The 18,680-nt window shown below is 65.1% G+C and carries 17 protein-coding genes and 1 pseudogene; 9 read left to right on the forward strand and 9 right to left on the reverse strand.

From position 1 onward, the window contains the following. A pseudogene (locus M3461_03895) lies at positions 1-502 on the forward strand (glycosidase). A 109-nt stretch (positions 503-611) separates the two neighbouring features. On the opposite strand, the gene M3461_03900 reads toward M3461_03895, so the two are convergent. Further along, positions 612-1,184 carry an SLATT domain-containing protein gene (locus tag M3461_03900; protein MDQ3773563.1) on the reverse strand — a complete coding sequence of 191 codons (573 nt, stop codon included), beginning with the start codon at positions 1,182-1,184 and terminating at the stop codon, positions 612-614. 577 nt (positions 1,185-1,761) lie between these two features. On the opposite strand from M3461_03900, the gene M3461_03905 reads away from it, so the two are divergent. From M3461_03905 to M3461_03930, 6 genes are all read left to right on the forward strand, one after another. Then, complete coding sequence (locus M3461_03905) at positions 1,762-2,568, forward strand: hypothetical protein (GenBank protein MDQ3773564.1); 807 nt, start codon at positions 1,762-1,764, stop codon at positions 2,566-2,568. Then, positions 2,565-4,385 (forward strand): Hsp70 family protein, encoded by a 1,821-nt coding sequence (locus tag M3461_03910; GenBank protein MDQ3773565.1) that lies wholly within the window; start codon positions 2,565-2,567, stop codon positions 4,383-4,385. Before M3461_03905 ends, M3461_03910 begins: the two co-directional genes overlap by 4 nt. A gap of 5 nt (positions 4,386-4,390) precedes the next feature. Beyond that, entirely contained in the window at positions 4,391-6,472 is a 2,082-nt protein-coding gene (locus tag M3461_03915; protein MDQ3773566.1) for a hypothetical protein, read from the forward strand. After that, positions 6,456-6,863 carry a hypothetical protein gene (locus M3461_03920; protein MDQ3773567.1) on the forward strand — a complete coding sequence of 136 codons (408 nt, stop codon included), beginning with the start codon at positions 6,456-6,458 and terminating at the stop codon, positions 6,861-6,863. The genes M3461_03915 and M3461_03920 overlap by 17 nt, the downstream gene beginning before the upstream one ends. 154 nt (positions 6,864-7,017) lie before the next feature. Continuing rightward, a complete protein-coding gene (locus tag M3461_03925; GenBank protein ID MDQ3773568.1) occupies positions 7,018-7,983 on the forward strand; it encodes a magnesium transporter CorA family protein in 966 nt (321 codons plus the stop codon). Further along, complete coding sequence (locus M3461_03930) at positions 7,983-9,473, forward strand: SLC13 family permease (protein ID MDQ3773569.1); 1,491 nt, start codon at positions 7,983-7,985, stop codon at positions 9,471-9,473. The genes M3461_03925 and M3461_03930 overlap by 1 nt, the downstream gene beginning before the upstream one ends. 232 nt (positions 9,474-9,705) lie before the next feature. Here the strand turns inward: M3461_03930 and M3461_03935 are convergent, their stop codons facing one another. The 7 genes from M3461_03935 to coxB all read right to left on the reverse strand — a co-directional run bounded on the left by M3461_03935 (position 9,706) and on the right by coxB (position 15,988). Beyond that, complete coding sequence (locus M3461_03935; protein MDQ3773570.1) at positions 9,706-9,933, reverse strand: DUF2283 domain-containing protein; 228 nt, start codon at positions 9,931-9,933, stop codon at positions 9,706-9,708. Next, a complete protein-coding gene (locus tag M3461_03940; GenBank protein ID MDQ3773571.1) occupies positions 9,930-10,130 on the reverse strand; it encodes a DUF4258 domain-containing protein in 201 nt (66 codons plus the stop codon). Before M3461_03940 ends, M3461_03935 begins: the two co-directional genes overlap by 4 nt. A 194-nt stretch (positions 10,131-10,324) precedes the next feature. Next, complete coding sequence (gene dinD / locus M3461_03945) at positions 10,325-11,212, reverse strand: DNA damage-inducible protein D (GenBank protein MDQ3773572.1); 888 nt, start codon at positions 11,210-11,212, stop codon at positions 10,325-10,327. Positions 11,213-11,288: 76 nt separating this feature from the next. Beyond that, positions 11,289-11,561, reverse strand: a complete 273-nt coding sequence (locus M3461_03950; protein MDQ3773573.1) for a hypothetical protein — start codon at positions 11,559-11,561, stop codon at positions 11,289-11,291. A gap of 591 nt (positions 11,562-12,152) precedes the next feature. Then, on the reverse strand, positions 12,153-13,028 hold the full coding sequence (locus M3461_03955) for a cytochrome c oxidase subunit 3 (GenBank protein MDQ3773574.1): 876 nt from the start codon (positions 13,026-13,028) through the stop codon (positions 12,153-12,155). 172 nt (positions 13,029-13,200) lie between these two features. Continuing rightward, positions 13,201-14,775 (reverse strand): cytochrome c oxidase subunit I, encoded by a 1,575-nt coding sequence (ctaD, locus tag M3461_03960; GenBank protein MDQ3773575.1) that lies wholly within the window; start codon positions 14,773-14,775, stop codon positions 13,201-13,203. A 76-nt stretch (positions 14,776-14,851) separates the two neighbouring features. Then, complete coding sequence (gene coxB, locus M3461_03965; protein ID MDQ3773576.1) at positions 14,852-15,988, reverse strand: cytochrome c oxidase subunit II; 1,137 nt, start codon at positions 15,986-15,988, stop codon at positions 14,852-14,854. Positions 15,989-16,613: 625 nt separating this feature from the next. On the opposite strand from coxB, the gene M3461_03970 reads away from it, so the two are divergent. Beyond that, positions 16,614-17,210, forward strand: a complete 597-nt coding sequence (locus tag M3461_03970; protein MDQ3773577.1) for a cytochrome c oxidase assembly protein — start codon at positions 16,614-16,616, stop codon at positions 17,208-17,210. 34 nt (positions 17,211-17,244) lie between these two features. After that, the gene (locus M3461_03975; protein MDQ3773578.1) at positions 17,245-18,099 is read left to right on the forward strand and encodes a symmetrical bis(5'-nucleosyl)-tetraphosphatase; all 855 of its coding nucleotides are present in this window, start codon (positions 17,245-17,247) and stop codon (positions 18,097-18,099) included. A gap of 204 nt (positions 18,100-18,303) precedes the next feature. Here the strand turns inward: M3461_03975 and M3461_03980 are convergent, their stop codons facing one another. After that, complete coding sequence (locus M3461_03980; GenBank protein ID MDQ3773579.1) at positions 18,304-18,450, reverse strand: type II toxin-antitoxin system VapB family antitoxin; 147 nt, start codon at positions 18,448-18,450, stop codon at positions 18,304-18,306. Positions 18,451-18,680: the final 230 nt, after the last annotated feature.

The following is an 18,680-nucleotide window of genomic DNA, read 5'->3' on the forward strand; positions in this document are numbered from 1 at the left end:
AGAAGTTTGATGGACTTTATGCCCGGCTTGACCGTCCTCATTCGGAAATCGCCCCCTGGTCAATCTGGATTTCCTATTCTCCGGACCTATGCTATTGGGGCCAATCTCAGCTCATCATGAAGCCTGAGCCATATCACTGGGATGAAATGAAGATCGGTCCCGGCGCACCGCCGATCAAAACGGACCAGGGATGGCTTTCCATCTACCACGGAGTTTTCCGAACCATGGATGGATCGGTCATCGTTTGGGGGCTGCTCTTCATGACCTGCAGAATCCGGCAAAGGTCATCGGTGTCGGCGACTCATGGATTTTGCAACCGGAAGATCCTTGGGAAATAACCGGATATGTCCACAACGTGGTCTTCACCTGCGGTGCCGTTCCGGAGTCCGATGGAACCGTGAAAATCTATTGGGGGGGCGCCGACACCGTCATGTGCGTTGGCGAAGCGAATGTCTCGGATCTGGTCGCACTATGCCTGCATCACGGCAGACCGGCGAAGTAAGCATAGCAGAGACGAGACATTTTTGAAGAGATTCTAGCGCATAAGGCCACTCCGTGTGCGTTTGGGCGTTTCGATTGGGCAGGTTACATACGGTGCGGAGTTATTATTGCTACGCTCGCTGTTGTGCTGGAGCAGTGGCCGGGGCCGGGTCGTGCACGCCGTACTTCGCCGCCATGACCTTCCACGGCCGGTTGCCGATCTCCGGCGACTGCTGCCCGACCTTGCTCATCTCCTTGCGGATGCGATCGAAGCAGTTCTTCGGCGTTCCCCGCTCCTTGGCCGAGAGCACGAGCAACTGGTCGATGTCACGGCGCACCGCCGCGTACCAGTCGGCGGCGACCACGTGCTTCTCCGCGCGCTCGCCAAAGCGCAGGAAGGTCTGCAGCGCGGCGAGGATCGCCGCTGCCACGCTGATCGAACCGATGGTGATCTTGAACGTCGGGGGTATCCCGGCGTCCGGATGAGCCAAGGTGGCGAACAGGCTGGTCCCGACGATGCTGGAGAAGATCACGACCGGGACCCCCAGCATGAGGTTCTTCCTCCTCAAACCGCTGGCGAGCTTGTAATGCGCTTCCGAGGCGGCGGCCGTTCGCTGGCGCCAGTCCTTAAGCAGTGCCTCGGCACACTCGTCCCAGCTCCCCGTCACCCTGCCGTTTCCGCTCGCAACCACACCGTCGGCCATTACTCACCTCAGTCTCTTAAGATTGTGAGGTTGCACGCCCGCCCACATGCAGTACCGCAACCTCGAACGTCATCATAGTTATTACTGCTTGAGCTTCCTGTGACGCCTGTTGTACCAGGGTGCGCGGACTCACGCTGTATAAACTACGTCACAGGAAAGATGTGAAATATTCCCTTGATCCCTTATGGACCATCGTATGGGACCATTGTCCAGGGTAGATCACAGCAACCTGTTGACGACAGACCTCACGATCGCAGGACGTTACGAGCCGCGAAGCGCGGCACGGGTGCCTGGGCAACATGGCAAGACTCCCGCGCGGCTATCGCATCCCGGCGCCGCCAAGGGGCTCGATGCCTCGGGTCCGAGCCGACCCCCACTTCCCACAATTAGTGGTTGCATTGGGATCGGGAACGCAATATATTGTGCCTAGGCTGAACGAGGGCGGGGTATCGGCCACGTCGAGGGGGGAGATGGGGAAGGCAACATCCTATGCGGTTTCCGGGGGCGCTTTGGGCGCGCGGGGATCTCTGCCGGTGGATGGCGAGGACCGGTGCTTGGACGATCGGGGCGGCGGGCGGTGTCGGTAGCACCGGGACCGGCCGGATCGGCGTCGGGGCCGACGGTCTCGGGCGCGGCCGCCGGTCCGGAAGTCCCGGTCTCCCCCTTGCTGGCCGTGTCCGAGGGCCCGGCCTCCGGGACACGAGCGCCGGTCAGGGGCCTCTGGTCGCGTTTTTGGCTCGGCTTCCGGGAAGGGCGTTTGGGTGAAGCCGCAGCGACCCCGCCCGGGCCCGGCCCGATCGAGGCCAAGATCATCGATGCCAAGATCATCGAAGAATTCGCCAAGCTCCAGCGCGGGTTGCGCCGGTTGAGCCTCGCGCACGAGCAGCACGGCGAGCAGTTGCAGGGGGTCGCGGCGCGCCTTCAGGACCTCGATCAAAACGTGATGCGGCTCGCGCTCCGCGGCGCGCGCGAGGTCACGATCGATGAGGACACGTGGTTGCGCTGTCTCGATCGGTTGGACCGGTCCCTGCGGGTGCCGGGCCTCCCGGAGGCGGCCGGCGAGTCGCTCCGCGCCCTCCACGATGCCCTGTGCTCGGCCGCCGGCTGGCGGGCGGTGGCGAACCTCGGGGCGGCACCCGAGGGCGTGCACCTGCGCATCGCCGAGGTCCTGCCCGATCCCGGCGCGGCGTCCTATCGGATCCGCCATATCCTCGAGCAGGGTTATCTGCGGCCGGACGGGGGCGCGGTGCGGCCGGCCGTCGTGGTCGTCGCCGGCCCTAAACAGGACGCCAGGGGAGCGTCGCCCCCCAGTGGGAGCGTCGCCCCGGAACCATCCCGAGTAGACTCACAGATTGGACCATCACCAGGGGGAGATCAATCATGAAACGAGCGGCCTATGGCATCGATCTCGGTACCACCAACAGCTGTATCGCGCGCTTTACGGGCGCCGGTGCGCTGGAGGTCATCCCCATCGACGGGGGACCCACCGTGCCCTCGGTGGTGGCCTTCGACGGACGCGAGTGGCTGTGCGGGCGGCGCGCGGCCAACCACGCCATGCTGGAACCGCCGAACGCGGTGCGTTCGATCAAACGCCACATGGGCGAGGACCACTACCGCGTGCGTCTTTGCGGGGAGGAGCTCTCGCCGGTCCAGGTGTCCGCCAAGATCCTGGCCTATCTCAAGGCACAGGCCGAGGCGGCGATCGGGGAGGCGATCCGGGAGGTGGTGATCACGGTTCCTGCCTGGTTCAACGAGCCGCAGCGCCGGGCTACGGTGGCGGCGGGGGAGATGGCCGGCCTCACGGTCACCCGCATCATCAACGAGCCGACGGCCGCGGCGCTCGCCTACCGCGCCAACGGCGCCGGGGACGCGGCCGAGGAGCGCTGGCTCGTCTATGACCTCGGTGGGGGCACCTTCGACTGCTCGATCCTGGCGGTCTCGGGGACCTGCAAGGAGGTCCTGGCCTCGTGCGGGAACACCTTCCTCGGGGGCGACGACTTCGACCACCGTATCGTCTTGCACCTGGTCGATCGGATCCGCGATCGGCACGGGATCGATCCGTCCGCGGATCCGCTCGCCATGGCGCGTCTCAGGCATCTGGCCGAGCAGGCCAAGATCCGGCTCTCCACCGAGGTCGAGGCCCCGATCCACGACCACTTCGAGATCGGCGGTCGCCACCTCGATCTCGTCACCGCGCTCACCCGCGGGGCGTTCAATGCCCTCATCGAGGACTACCTCGAATCGACCCTCGCCAAGGCCCGCCAGGCCGTGGAGGAGGCCCGGATCACGGCGGCGAACATCGAGCGCGTGCTGCTCGTGGGCGGCTCGACCCGCATCCCCAAAGTGCAGGAGCGCGTGGCCCAGGCCCTCGGGAGCGAGCCCGAGGCTTATGTGGACGTGGACCTTTCGGTGGCGCTCGGGGCGGCCGCAGAGGCCGCGCTCGATGCCGGCCTCTCCTTTGCGCAGGTGGTCGTCGATATCGCGCCGCACGCGCTCGGGGTGGCGACCCTCGGGGATGAGGACGAGCGCAGTGCCGCGGCGATGTTCGCGCGCGGCCTCTTCGACGAGGACGGCCCGGCGGAAGGGGCATGGGACCACCATCCCTTGACCTTCGTGCCCATCATCCGCAAGAACACGCGCCTCCCGGCCCGCTTCGTCGAGGAGTTCTACACCACCATCGACGAACAGGAGATGATCGAGGTGGCCGTCTATCAGGGCGAGTCCCGCAACACCCGCGACAACGTCCACGTCGGCGCCTTCTTCGTCCCCTTGCCCCCGATGCCCGCCGGATCCCCGGTCCAGATCGGTTTCGAATATGACCGCAACGGGCTCATCCGGGTCTCGGTGTCCGAGAAGGGCGGCGCCTTGAAGCGTTACACCATGGATCTCAACCGCTCCGCGACCGGCAACTCCGAGGCCGGGCTGCGCCGTCGCCCGGTCACGGTGGACGAGGGCTGCGAGGACGGCGATGGATCGGCCGGCGACGCCGCCGGGGTCCTCAACTTCCTCATCGAGAGGGTCGAGCGGCGGCTGGCCGAGGGCCCCGAAGAGGCCCACCTCGAGATCCGCGAGCTGCTCGCGAGCTACCAAGAGCAGTTGGCGGCGGGCGACGACGAGCGGCTCGATGGGCTGGAGGAGGCGCTCTACGCCTGGCTCGACGCCGGCGGCGAGGAAGAAGAGGAACGGCTGAGCGCGGTCTAGCTCCCATGTCTCAAAAGGACCGCGAACGGCAGAAGCGCCGCCAGAAGCGGGGCGAGCGTCACAAGCAAAAGCGCGCCGGCATTCCCCATCGCGCCGCGTCGCAGCCGGACGCCACCGAGATCCGGCGCCAGGCGATGGGGGCCTTGATCGAGGACTGCCGCGCGCTCTTCGCCCGGGAGGGCCGGATCGGTGACGATCTGCGCGGCGACATCCGGGAGGCCGGGGACTTTCTGGGGGGCGCGTGGGCGCGGCTGGTGTTCGAGCTCGAGGGCTTCCTCTACCACGGCCGGCCTTGGGATCTCCGCTGTGATGAGCTGCGCCCTCTGCGCCGGCACTTCCAGGACGTCCATGCGGAGCCCGTCTTCGATCGGATCTGGACGCTGTGCCGGAGCAACGACCCCGAGCTCTATGCCCCGACCGCCCCGGATCGGGGGCCGGATCCGAGCACGGGGCTCGATCAAGCCGGCCGGATGGCCTTCGCCTTCTGGCGCTTGCACGCCGGCCTGGAGGCACCGAAAGAAGACCGGGCCCCGGCCCTCAAGACCCTCCGGGAGCAGGTGGGGCGGCTCACCGGCAACCCCAAGACCGCGCGCGCCCTGGGCGATCTCCTGAATACCGCGCTGTCTTCCCTCCTGCCGGCCGGGGGCGGCCGCAAACCGGCGGTCCCAAGGGAGACGCAGCTCACCCGCGACGCCGAGACGTTCCTCCGCACCCATGGACCGAAGCACGCGCAGGCGGGCTGGTGGGCGTCGAGCCGCGTGCTCTTGCGGGAGGTGCTGCGCCGCCACGTCCGGTTACGGGGCTCGGCTTGGCTCTTTGAGCATCCCGAGCTCCTCGAAGCGCTCTACGGGGCGCCCATCGCGACCCTCTGCCACCCCCCCGCCGAGGTCGAGCGGCGTCTCCAGGCGATCCATCCCGATCGACAATGCGAGGAATGGCTCGGCTTCCTGGTAGAGCGGATCGATCGCGAGGCACTCGGTTTCGAGCACCGGGTGCGTTACCAGATCGCCCGGACCCGGCTCCTGCGGGCCCGTGCCGGGCAGATCCCGACGGAGGTCTCGGTGGGCGAGCGCCGCGATCTCACCGACGCCTTCGAGGGGCTGTTCGGATTGCTCGGCCGCGGGGTCCCGCCAGAAGAGCGCCACCTCCCGCCGGTCCTCGAGCCCATCGTGCTCGACTACTATACCGAGGCGTCCCGCACCCTCGCGATCTTCACCACCAACCTGCGCCTTTCCGAGGCACTCATGCGGCGCCACCCCGAGGACCATCGCCTCGCCTGCCTGTACGCCACCGGGGCGCTCTCGAACCCCCCAATCCCAGTATTATCTAGACCTATCGGGGTCCTCGAGACCGGCGCGGGGGCGCAGTCGTGGTCGTATGTCGAGCCGGAGCTCTTCGCAGAGTGCGCGGATCACTGGCGGGTGGGACAGGACCGGGCGCGCGCGCTCCTCTACACGCCGCTCGCCCGGGAAGAGCAGAAACAGTGTGTGCTCGCGCTTACGCGCCGCCGGCTCCGCGCTGTCTCGACCCCGGAGGCCTGCCGTGCCGCGGTGGAGGGGCTCACCCCCTACCTCGAGGGCGTGCACGAGGCGCTCTCGCACGGCGCGGCGCTCGAACGCGAGCTGGTGTTCGTCGGGGCGCTCGCCGCGGCCTGGCGGGGCATGCCCCTGCCGGTCTTGTCCTACGCGGCCTTCATCCAGCTCGCGGGCTATGCGGCTGCCTTGTGCCGGGAGCTACCCCCCGCCGAGGGGCTCGTCATCGAGTTCCTGGAGCGCCACCCCGAGCGCTGGTTCACGCGCGCCGATGGCTGGCAGCGCCTCGAGGCCCTGTCCGAGGCCTTTCCCGAGCGCCTGTTCCACAAGCTCCGGCCGGCCCTGAAACGCCTGCTCGGCCGCCTCCCGCTGCCCACCCTGGGCGGCGCCGCCCACCAACGGCTGCTGCGGCGTCTCGGCATCCCCGTTCAGCGGCGGCGCTCGCCCGGCGGCGGACGGACCGCCGTTCCCGAGAACGCCGCCGGACCCCGGAGATCCATCCCACGCAAGAAAACCATCAAACAAGGAGAGCTATTCGATGACCTTGGCCCGTGACGAGGCGCTCGCCGTGCTCGGTCTCCGCGAGCGCACGGAGGCCGGGCGTGACGAGGTCCTCAAGGCCTTCGAGCGCCTGGCGCGGCGTTATCCCCCGCGCGCGTTCCCCGAGCGCTTCGAGCGCATCATCGCGGCGCGCGATCTCCTGCTCGGCGACGAGCGCTACTGGCGCGCCCAGGTCCTCTCCCGCCACCTCGATCTCAGTTGGATGCTGCCCCACCTGCCCGAAGATCCCCTCGCCACCCTCCCCGCGCCCACCGCCCGCGAGACGCTACAGGGTTTCCTGCGCGAGGCCTACCGAGACCTTCCCCTCCGAGACGACCACGAGGACGACGCGCAGGGCCTCGTCGAGAGCCTGCTGGAATCCCTCTTGCGCCGCGGCCGGGACTGATGGCCCGCAGTATATTGAAGCGTGCGTCCCTCATTCGCCGCATGACGGCCTTCGGCTGCCCTCCGGAATCAACCCGCGACGATCCGTACTGCGCACTAGACTCGCCGAGCCGCATGCGCGCCCCCTGTTTGCCACAGAGTTTCGGACCTCTGCCATGACAGCGATCACCGTCGTAGAGCTCGACTTCGAGAAGCGGTGCGATCGTATCATCCCGATCGAGGAGGCCGGCCCCGCCTGCGCCCGCGGTCTGTCCTGCTGGATCGACCTCGACGTCGGTGACGCCGGGACCGCCGAGCGCGCCCTGCGCCTGCTCGAGGTCAATGACCTCGCCATCGAAGAGGCCGTCATGCACGCGCGCGGCGGCCGCTACGACGTCTACGACGAATGCCTGCACGCGGCCCTGACGGCGCCGCATTTCACCGACGGACGATTGCGCGTCGCGCACGTCGATCTGATCATCGGCGATCGCTTCATCGTGACCTTGCATCGCGGCCCTGTCGCGTTTCTCGATCAGGTGCGGCAGAATTATCGCCAGTTTCTCGCGACCTTCGCCGAGAGCCTGGGGTTTCTGCTGTTCGAGCTGTGGGATCGTTTGATCGAGAGCTATCGCAAGGCACTGCTCATGTTGGAGGACGAGGTCGAGCGGATCCAGAGCTCGATCCTGGGCGATCTGGACGACACGATCTTTCACCGTGTTTCCGAGGTCACCCACGACCTGCTCACGGTGCGCAAGAATGTCTTGGAAGACCGCGCGGTGCTGCAGGAGCTGGCCTTGCGGCGATCGAGGTTCGTCAATCCCTCCACGCAGCCGTATCTGAGCAATATGGTGGGGACCCTGGAACGGTTGGGCAATGATCTCTCCACCGAGCGCGAAATCCTCGCCGAGGCCCTGAACCTCTACCTCAGTATGGTGAGCCACCGCACCAGCCGGATCGTCAACCGGCTCACCGTGCTGAGCGCCATCTTTCTGCCCCTCACGTTCCTGTGCGGTGTGTACGGGATGAACTTCCGGATCCTGCCCGAACTCGAGTGGGAATATGGCTACCTGTTTTTCTGGCTGCTTGCTCTGGTGATCACGGGCGGCCTCTTGGTGTTCCTCAAGCTCAATCGCTGGCTGTGATGGGGCGCTGGCTGGGACTCGCCGCCGGCCCCCTCGCGGCGCTCGGGTTGTACGCGTTCTTGGCGGAAGCCGACGGGCTCTCGGAGGCCGGCCGCAAGACCTTGGCCACGGCCGCATGGATGGCGGTCTGGTGGATCACGGAGGCCCTGCCCATCGAGGCCACGGCGCTACTGCCCCTTTGCGTCTTCCCGCTCCTCGGGATCGCCGACATGGAGGCGACCGCGGCGCCGTATGCCGATCCGGTGATCTTCCTGTTCCTCGGCGGGGTGATGCTGGGCGCCGCCATGGAGCGTTGGGGTCTGCACCGGCGGCTCGCCCTCTTGACCATGCTGGCCGTCGGGACGCGGCCGGCACAGCTCGTCGGCGGCATCATGCTGGCCACCGCGGCGATCAGCATGTGGGTCTCGAACACCGCCACCGCCGTCATGATGTTGCCGATCGGGCTGAGCCTGGTGCAATTCGCGACCGGTCGTGGGCAGTCGGCCACCAACTTCGCGAAGTGCATGATGCTCGGCATCGCCTACGCGGCGACCATCGGGGGGATCGGTACGGTCATCGGTACCCCGCCCAATGCCGTGGCGATGGGCTTCATCGAGCGCCGCTATGGGGTCGAGATCGGCTTTTCGGAATGGCTCAAGATCGGCCTGCCGATCCTGATTGTGTTTCTGCCGCTCGCGTGGCTTTGCCTCGTCAAGCTCGTGTTTCCGTGTCCGGGGGTGCCTGTTTCCGGGGCGCGGGCCCTGATCCAGGAGGAGCTCCGGGCCCTCGGTCCCCCCTCCCGCGGCGAGGCGCTGACCGGCGTCGTGTTTATCCTGGCCGCGGCTGCCTGGGTCTTGCGGCAGCCGCTCGCCGGTATGCTCGGCCTGGTCGATAGACCCGCGGGGGCGCCGGTGGAGTATCTCCTCACCGATGCGGGGATCGCGATGATCGCGGCCCTAATGCTCTTCACCATCCCGGTGGATACGCGTGGCCGCACGTTTCTGCTCGAATGGAAGGACGCTGCACGCCTGCCGTGGGGTGTTCTGATCCTGCTGGGCGGCGGGCTCACGCTCGCGGCGGCGTTCGGGGCCAATGGCGTCGATCGCTACATCGGCGCGGGGTTCGAGGCGCTCTCGGGGCTCCCGGTGCTGGCCGTGGTCGGCATCGTCACTGCGATCGTCGTGTTCACCACGGAGTTCGGCAGCAACACCGCCGTCGTCAACATCTTCCTGCCGATCGTCGCGGCCGCGGCGGTCGATCTCGGGGTCCACCCCTATCTCCTGATCTTCCCCACCGCGCTCGCCGCGAGCTATGCCTTCATGATGCCCATGGGCACGCCACCAAACGCGCTGGCCTTCGCCTCCGGCCACCTGCACGTCCCCGACATGGCCAAGGCGGGTTTTCTATTGAACCTCTTATCCATTTTGGTCATCACGCTGTTCATCTATTACGCGGCCCCGGTGCTACTCGGGTTCGATATCGCCGGGAGGCTGGCCGCGAAGGGGCCCTAATCAATACGGCGATGGCCTCGTTCTCGGAAGCCCGCGCAATCGCGGTTCCGTGGTGCCCGCAGGGCCTCCAGCGCGGCCTGCAAGTCGGCGCTCGTTTTGGCAGTGCAATTTCGGTCACGCAGTCGAGGATTTCCGAGGACCGGCGTTGAGGCGGACGCAGGGAAAGTCGCCCGGCGATGCCGTTGACGTGGCGGTTCATCGCACCTTGTACTCAAAATCCTCCCAATCTATCTCAAGCCGCCGCTAAGTCAGACTTTTTCGGCGTGGTATGGAATTCAAAATCCATCAGGTTAACGGGCTGCGGCCTTTTCGAGAGATGGAGGATCTCCACGCCCACGACCTGTCCAACTTCGTCGTAGTCCACGATTACGCCCGGTGCGACTTCCTCGGACTCTGATACCGGCACAGCAACCAGCTCCAAGTGTAAAGCGTCGGCTTCTTCGTCGATAGCTAATTTCATAGCTTGTTCCTCATAGCACGATCAAAGTAAACGGTCACGACCCTCAACGGCATCACGGCTCGGTTCACGATGACTCGCAACACCCGCCCTTCGTATTCGTCAACGCGGCCGAGACGGTGTTCCAAGTCAGGATCGATACCGTCCGGTTCGCTTCGCTCCGGATTGTGGAGCACTTGTTCCACCCAGGCCAGTCGCATGTTGGGGCGTTTGCGCAAGCTCTCGCGAGCATGCTCCGTCAGTCGAAGTCCATGCACTAGTTTTCCTAACTGAAATCCAACATCTGCTGCCGTAGTCCTTTTCTGTCAATCTTTCCTTCCGAGAGGGGATTGACGTACCGATCCAGGTGAGTTCGAGTTTTGGTTTCCCGGTCATCGGGTTGGCAACATCACGGTCATTCTTCCGGCGTCTGACCACCCACATCTCCCAGTAGACCACCGGCATCGCGTTCATCGAGTTCGAGTTTCGGCGTGACTTTCTTGACGCGCTTCTCGACTTCCTTGATGGGCTCGGCGGCCGGAACGTGTTCCGGCAGGTCGCCGCCGATGCGCTTGATGGCGTCTCGAACCTCCTTGCCTACCTGCTCGTGCGTGTGGATAGCCTGCTGCTGGTTGCGGATGGCATCGCGGGCGAGCTTGTCACGGGTCTGTGTCATGCGAAACTGATTGGCGGCGAGCTCAGTGGTGTTCATGCGATCCATCAGGTTGTCCTTCTCGGGTATGGCCTTTTTGGTCTTGATGGCGTCGCGGCCGAGGCCGCCGTAAAGTCCCTTGTAGCCAGCATCGTGGAACACGCCGAACATCGTACTCTGAACACCGGCCTGCTGGGCAGCGCCGGACAGCGCTTTGAACTCCTCACCCGCCTGTTTGCGCAGCTCCAACCGCTCCAGATCGGCGGCCAACTCGTCGGATAGCTCCTGGCGGCGCGTCTGGACGGCGAAGTACTTCTGCGCCTGCGCGATCTCCGGCTTGCGCGGGTCGCTGTTCTGGGCGATGAGGTAGCAGGCAAAGCGGGAGAGGTGGTAGTCGGTCACCTCCCGTACGCTCCCCGAGCCAAGTCCGACCATCTTGCCGGCGTCGGCAAAATGGTGGCTAGGGTTGTTTCTTGATTGTCTACAAGAAGTTAGAGCGCGTGCTATAGCCTGCTCAAAGCGGCGCCACTGGCTGTAACCTAGGAGCGATTGCAGGTCGCGGCCGCTCCAGTACTCTGCGCCATGCTGATTGGTCTTCTTGAGATTCTCAAAGGATCTGCCGCCGATGGCAGGCAGTTGCTTATCGCTCATAACCATCTCCCGAATACGCTATTGCGCACTGACATCATGTCCCCCCAAGACTCACAGGCGAGCCTCAATGTTTCGCTCACCCCAGCGACAACCTTACCGAAAGCAGTGTCTTCATTGAGTGGCGTTGCGCCAGCTTCCCCTCGATCTGCGAAATCAGCCCGTCGCGCTGCTTGTCCACGTGGTCCTGCGCATCGAAGAGCGAGCGCCGCTTCTGGTTGCGCTGCGCTTCGAGGGCCTTGACCTGCTTCTGCCCGGTAAGCTTCTCTTCCAGGGTCAACGCGGTCATCGCGGCGCGCCGAGCCTCTCTTATCTGGCGGTCGAGTTCCTTGATCTCGCGTTCCAGGTCCACCTTCAGGTCATCCGCCCAGCCGTCGAGCTTATCGCGGCTCGGCCTCAAAGAAACGGGCGTTACGCTCGGAGATGCCTCGCTGGATGGCCTCCTGGCGCTGCTCGGTTAAGGGTTGGAGCTGGTGTAAGACGCCACCCTCATCCCTCCCTTCTCCCTGAACGAAAGGGGAACTCGTGCCAGGCAGGGTCAGCAAGCGCGCCGCGACTTCGCCGTCCAGTAGCTCGCCATCGTCGGTCGCGGCTGCGATGGTTTAGGTGATCCTCCGCTTGGTCCAGGGACTCGATGCTTAAGAGGGTCAGCCGCGTGCCGAAGCGGTCGATGAGCGGTGCCCAGAGAAACTCAACACGCAAGGCGTGGCCAGGAGCGCCGGGAAGCCGATGGCCGATAGCCCCGTGCCCTCGCAACAGAGCGCGGGCAAGGCAGCCCTTGCGCGAAGTACAGACAGCCCAAAAGCCCAGCAGGCGCGCATCCGTCAAAAGGGCACGCGTCGCCTTCACGGCTTGCGTCCTATCGCGCGCCTCCCCGTCACACGCACATGCACGGGCATTTCTCGCGATGCGCGGGTGCGCTTGGCCCCGCGAGGGACAGGCCCTAGAGCCAGTACACGAAGACGAACAACAGGAGCCACACCACGTCCACGAAATGCCAGTACCACGCGGCGGCCTCGAAGGCGAAGTGGCTGTCGGGTGTGAAATGGCCGGCCATGGCGCGGCAGAGGATCACCGCGAGCATGGTTGCGCCGAGCGCGACATGGAAGCCGTGAAAGCCGGTCAGCATGAAGAAGGTGCTGCCGTAGATCCCCGAGGTCATCTTGAGCCCCAGCTCGCGGTAGGCATGGGTGTATTCCAGGCCCTGCAACACCAGGAACAGGACCCCCAAGGCCACCGTGAGCGCGAGCCCGACGATGAGCTGGCGGCGGTTGGCGTGCACGAGGCCCCAGTGCGCGGCGGTCACCGTCACCCCGCTGGAGAGCAGGATCAGGGTATTGATGGCCGGCAGGCCCCAGGCCCCCATGGGCTCTAGGGCCTGCGTATAACCCTCCGCCAAAGGCAAGGTGAGCAGCGGCCAGACGGACTCGAACCCGGGCCATAAGAGCGTGTGGGTCGAGAGCTTCTCGCCCACTCCGCCGAGCCACGGTACCGAATACATGCGGGCATAGAAGAGCGCGCCGAAGAAACCGGCAAAGAACATGACCTCGGAGAAGATGAACCAAACCATCCCCCACCGGAAGCTCCTTTCGACCTGTTCGTTGTATCTCCCGGCCTCCCCCTCGCGGATCACGGTACCGAACCATCCAAACACCATGACGAGCAAGACGACGCAGCCGAAGCCCATGAGGTAAGGTGCGACGCTGATGTCGTTGACGAGGAGGGCCAGTCCCCCCAGCGTGATGAAGAGACCGAAGCTCCCGATGAGAGGCCAGGGGCTGGGTTCGGGTAGATAGTAGCTGTGCGGCTGTCCAGACATCGGCGGTCCCCCAAGGTGCTGGTGCGGTGGCTCTAGTAGAGGTGCGTCCCAATGAATATCGCATAAGACAGCGCGGCCAGGAGCCCCAGCAATCCTGCCAGTATTCCGTTCGTCACTCGCTTCCTCCGCGCTCTGTCCTCGCGATCGGGCCCAGAGGCGTGGCCATCGTCCCCTAGTGGACCACGGGCGGGGTGGCGAAGCTGTGATAGGGGGCCGGCGAGGGCAGGGTCCATTCGAGCCCCGTGGCGCCGTCCCAGACCCGGGCCTCAGCCGTGCGCCTGCCGGCGAACACGGTCTTGAGCACGATGTAGAGGAACAGGAGCTGGGCGCTGCCGAACACCCAGGCCCCGAGGGACGATAGCATGTTGAAGTCGGCGAACTGCAACGCGTAGTCCGGGATGCGCCGCGGCATGCCGGCCAGCCCCAGGAAGAACTGCGGGAAGAAGGTCACGTTGACCGCGACGATGGAGATCCAGAACTGGATCCTGGCCAGGCGCTCGTCGTATAGGCGCCCGCTCCACTTCGGCAGCCAGAAATAGATGGCGCCCACGATGGCGTAGATGGCGCTGATCCCCATCGTATAATGAAAATGGGAGACCACGAAATACGTGTCGTGGTACTGGTAGTCGGCCGGCGCCATGGCCAGCATCAGGCCCGTGAAGCCACCGATGGTGAAGATCATGATGAACGCCAGGGCACACAGCATGGGCGCCTCGAAGCTCAGCGAGCCCCTCCACATGGTGCTGACCCAGTTGAAGATCTTCACACCTGTCGGGACCGCGATGAGCATCGTCGCGTACATGAAAAAGAGGTTTCCCGCGAGCGGCATCCCGACCGTGTACATGTGGTGGGCCCAGACGATGAAGGACAGGAACGCGATCCCGACGAGAGCGTAGATCATCGAGGCGTAGCCGAACAGCGGCTTTCTGGAGAACGCCGGGATGATGTGCGAGATGATCCCGAAGGCCGGCAGGATGATGATATAGACCTCCGGGTGCCCGAAGAACCAGAAGATATGCTGGAACAGGACCGGATCGCCGCCCCCGGCGGCGTCGAAGAAGCTGGTGCCGAAATGGCGGTCGGTCAGGAGCATGGTGACGCCGCCGGCCAGCACCGGCATGGCGGCGATGAGCAGGAAGGCCGTGATGAGCCACGCCCAGCAGAACATCGGGAGCTTCATGAAGTTCATCCCCGGGGCACGCATGTTCAATATGGTGACGATGATATTGATGGCCCCGAGGATCGAGGACATCCCCAGGAGGTGCACGGCGAAGATCAGCAGATCGCCCCCGAGCTCGACCTTGCCCGAGCTGCCGACGATGGCGAGCGGCGGATACATGGTCCAGCCGGCCTCCGGCGTGCCGGGAACCACGATGCTGAGCAACAGTAGGGAAGCGGCGAAGGGCAGGATCCAGAACCCCCAGTTGTTGATACGCGGCAGCGCCATGTCGGGCGCGCCGATCATCATCGGGATGAGCCAGTTGGCGAGCCCCGCGAAGGCCGGCATGACGGCACCGAAGACCATCACGAGCCCGTGGATGGTCACGAACTGGTTGAAGGCCAGGGGGTCGATGAACTGGATCCCCGGCGCGAAGAGCTCCAGTCGAAAGGCCATCGCCTGGCTGCCCGCGAACACGAACATGAGCGCGGCGAAGACGAGGTATAGGGTCCCGATGTCCTTGTGGTTGGTGGTGAACACCCAACGCCTGAGGCCCGTCGGGTGCTCGTCGTGTGCCGCGTGAGTCATCGTCGTACCTCCCACTAGTATCCCTTGATCACCTAATGGCTTTATCACCGAATGGCGTTATCACCGAACGGGTTGCTCAACGCCCGCGAGCGGCCTTGACGTCCGCGGGCTGGACCAAATCGCCCACCCCGTTCCCGAAGGCATTGCGCTCGTAGGTCACGACCGCGGCGATGTGCAGATCGTCCAGCTGCCCGCCGAACGGCATCATGGCGGTATTGGGCTTTCCGTTCAGGACGATGTCGATATGAGCGCCCACCGGTCCCTTGGCGATGGCGCTGCCCGTGATCGGCGGGAACGCACCGGGCACCCCCTCCCCTTTGGCTTGATGACAGGCGGCGCAGCTCGCGTTGTACACCTTGGTCCCCTCCTCCATGAGCTGCTCCATTGTGAAGGTTTGCCCGGTGGCCGCCTCCGCCGCGGCCCGTTCCTCCTTGCGTTCCTCGACCCACTCGGCGTACTTCGCTTCGCTCCTGGCCTCGACGACGATGGGCATGAAGGCATGACCGCGGCCGCACAGCTCGGCGCACTGGCCACGATAGGTCCCGGGTTTTTCGATGCGTGCCCAGCCTTCGTTGACGAATCCGGGCGTCGCGTCCTGTTTCCAGCCGAATTCCGGCACCCACCACGCGTGCAATACGTCCGCGGCCGTGATCAGGAAGCGGACCTTCTTGTTCACCGGCAGCACCAGCGGGTTGTCGACCTCCAAGAGGTAATTCTCGCCCTTCGCGGCACCGTCATAGATCTGTTCGCTGGGGGTCTTGAGGTTGCTCACGAACTTGATCCCGTCCTCCAGATACTCGTACTGCCATTTCCACTGATAGCCCGTGACCTTGACGGTCACGTCGGCGTCGCCGGTATCGTGCAGGGCGATCATGGACTTGGTCGCCGGCACCGCCATGGCCACCAGGATCACGAACGGCACCACGGTCCAGAGGATCTCCACCAGCGCGTTCTCGTGGAACTGCACCGCCACCGCCCCCTTGGATCTGCGGTGTGCGTAGATCGAATAGAACATCACCGCGAACAAGAGGATGCCGATCGCGGCGCAGATCGCGAGGATCAGCATGTGGAGATCGTAAACCTCATGCGAGATGGAGGTCACGCCCTCCGGGAGGTTCACCCGCATATCCGCCCATGCGGCCGCCGGGCCGAATGAGGCCAGGCCGGCGCCGAATGCGGCACGCCCGCGGTTCAGTTTCTTTCTGCCACGCATCGTGTTCTCGGTCCTAGATCCGAGCGGCTCCCGCGCTCAGCCATGCCGGTGCGGGGGTTCTCCGGATGTCCCGCGCCCGTTGAGGATATAGTAAATTCCTGGCGCTCTTGTTCGCAGAGGAATGCCCCGATCGGTGCCGCCAGGCTAGGCGCACGCAGGACCAGGCGGCTCGGATACCAGGCTAGGTCAGACGACCATATGCACCCAGTCCCCCGAGAAACGGTAGCATTGCTTCGGAGCGCCCGTCCCGGATCCGACGCACACGCTCGCCGTCGAACCGTCAGGGATCGATCAGGCCCGATGACCCATTGCCGTTCGCCCTCCCCGGGGTCGCTCCGCCGGGCCGCCCGGTCACCGGCTTGATGTTTCAGGCCCCGGGCCCGTAGAGCGGAACCGGACGGTCGAAAGACAGGGTTCGTTCGTTATCCAATGGCGATGGTAGCGCTGCCACTCGCAGTCTTCAACCGGGTGCCGGACGGATGCACTCGATCCGGCGGTGCGCGCCCCTGTCTTGTGTTCCGGGTCCTCGGCGCCAACCGGCGACGGACTGCGATAGGAACGTGAAACACGAGGCACTACACTAGCGGCAATGCGCCTCGGTGAGGCGCGCCTGGATCGAAAGAAAATGACTATTCGCGATGCGAAACGAGACCATGCCAATCGACGCCTGGCGACAAGGCTCGCGGGCGCGGCGCTGGGAATGTTCGCCTTCGGTTACGCGCTGGTCCCGCTCTACGATGTGTTCTGCGAGCTGACCGGTCTCGGCGGGAAGACCGGCAGAGAGGCCGCCGTGACGCCTGGCGGCGAGGTCGATCGCTCGCGCTTCGTCACCGTGGAGCTCGTCGGTGGGACCGAGGCCAAGCTGCCGTGGGCCTTTCGGCCGCTGACGGCGCGCATCCGTCTCCACCCCGGCGAGCTTCGCGAGGTCCGTTTTTACGCGCACAACCGCTCGCCCGGCACCATCACCGCACGGGCCGTCCCGAGCGTCACGCCGGGGCCGGCGGCGCAGTTCCTGAGCAAGCTCGAGTGCTTCTGCTTCAGCGACCAGCGCCTCGAGCCCGGCGAGGCACGTACCTTACCGGTGCGCTTCTCGGTGTCTCCGCGGATCCCGCGGGACGTGTCCACCCTGACCCTGGCCTACACCTTCTTCGAGAAGCCCGCGGACACGGCCGCGGGGCGCCCAAGCCCCGGCGTCGCCCGCCCGTCCGGCCGGGACGGTTGAAGCACGGGCGGGCGAAATAAATAGGCCAACCCTCGTGCTCACCTACGCCATCGGCGATGTCCAGGGTTGTTATGACGAGCTGCGGTCCCTGCTGGACCGCATCGGTTTCGACCCGGGGAATGCTCGCTTGTGGTTGACCGGGGACCTGGTCAACCGCGGACCTCGCTCGCTCGAGGTGTTGCGCTTCGTGAAGGGGCTCGGAGAGGCCGCGCTGACCGTGCTCGGCAATCACGACCTTCACCTCCTGGCCGTGGCCGAGGGGCTGGCCCCCCCTAATATAAATAAGGGGAAGGACTGCTCGGGTGCCTTGGCGCCGGTGCTGGCGGCCAACGACCGGGACGAGCTACTCGACTGGCTGCGGCGCCGACCCTTGATGCACCATGATCCGACGCTGGGCTATGCCCTCGTCCATGCCGGCCTCCCACCCGAGTGGGATGTGGCAGAGGCGCGCCGTTGTGCCGCCGAGGTCGAGGCCAGCTTGCGCGGGGATGGGTTTCGGGAATTCCTGGAGCGCATGTATGGCGATGCACCGAAGCGGTGGTCCGAGCAGTTGGCCGGCTGGGATCGCCTGAGATTCATCACCAACTGCCTCACGCGACTGCGCTATTGCGGCGCGGACGGCACCCTGGCCTTGGAAGAGAAAGGGCCCCCGTCGCGCCGCACCGCTGGATTGATCCCCTGGTTTCAGGTCCCGGGACGCGCGAGCGAAGGGATGAGTATCGTGTTCGGCCATTGGTCCACCCTCCGGATAGACCCCGAGGCGATGGCGCAATACCGGGTCTACCCGTTGGATACGGGCTGCTGCTGGGGCGGGCAGCTCACCGCCCTGGAACTGGGTACTGGCCGTTTCCAGAGCGTCCCATGCCGATCTTGCGACTTGGAGGCCTGATCGGCCACGGGCCCAACCCTCTATATCCGTGCTCTCTTCGGGGGTCGGCATAGCTGCGTTTCGACGCGTTGGCCCGTAACCCGCGAAAACGCGCGCGCCACGTGCCATCAGCACGCAGCACGGGAGGCAACCCATGGACAGGGAGAGCTACATTCCCTTTAGCCTCGGGCCTGTCCCTGCTCCTTTCATTGTGATCAATCGTATCTATCCGCGATTCTCCACGTTTTCGCGGCGAATGAGAGATTCTCGCAGAGCCTCCTCGATGAGTTGGGCCAAGGTCACCCCCGATGCGGCCGCCTGTGCTTTCGCTTGCATGAGAAGCTGATCATCGACATTGATGGTGGTGCGCATCGTCTACTCCCTTATTGACCAGTCTGCGAGTTCAGCGGAAGATAACATATAGCGCATCAAGATGTCTATCAGTATAGGCGTCTGACAGGTCTGACACCCTATTATATTAGGCTCTTCGGGACAATTTGTGGGTGGTTGCGAGCCTGTGAGGGGCATGGGTGCCTGTGGACTTGTGGATAACATCCCTGTTACCCACAGGGCCCACAGGCCAAGCTGGGGATCTGTGGACA

The sequence above is a fragment of the Pseudomonadota bacterium genome (genome assembly GCA_030860485.1).
In the GTDB taxonomy this organism is placed as follows: Bacteria; Pseudomonadota; Gammaproteobacteria; order JACCXJ01; family JACCXJ01; genus JACCXJ01.